The organism is Billgrantia ethanolica, from assembly GCF_021404305.1.
Lineage (GTDB): Bacteria > Pseudomonadota > Gammaproteobacteria > Pseudomonadales > Halomonadaceae > Halomonas > Halomonas ethanolica.
Genome location: NZ_JABFTX010000042.1, coordinates 1 through 316, shown reverse-complemented (window position 1 = coordinate 316; position 316 = coordinate 1). Strand labels below are relative to the sequence as shown.

Here is a 316-nt window from a genome sequence, read left to right as displayed (position 1 = left end):
TCGCGACTCCCTCGAGCATATCGAGCATGTACTGGCCGCCAGCGGCGAGCTTTCCGAGCAGGTGCGCAAGCGCTATGAGCATATTCGGGAGCTCTTCGGCGAGGCGCTGGAACGGGTCGAGCCGGCAGCAAGTCGCCAGGCCCTCGTCGCCCTGCACGACGAAGTAGCGGCGGAAGCCAAAGCCGAGGTCGCCGCCAGGGATGAAGTGGAGAAGATGCTGCAGGATGCCGAGACCAAGGTCGACCCGAGCCCGGCGAAAGCGGCACCGGCCAAGCGCGCCAGCCGTGGCAGCAAGGCCACCGCGCCCAAGGCCACC

The 316-nt window shown here is 67.7% G+C and carries 1 pseudogene; it reads left to right on the top strand.

From position 1 onward, the window contains the following. Positions 1-316 (top strand): annotated as a pseudogene (locus HOP53_RS21430) (3-hydroxyalkanoate synthetase); the annotation flags it as partial.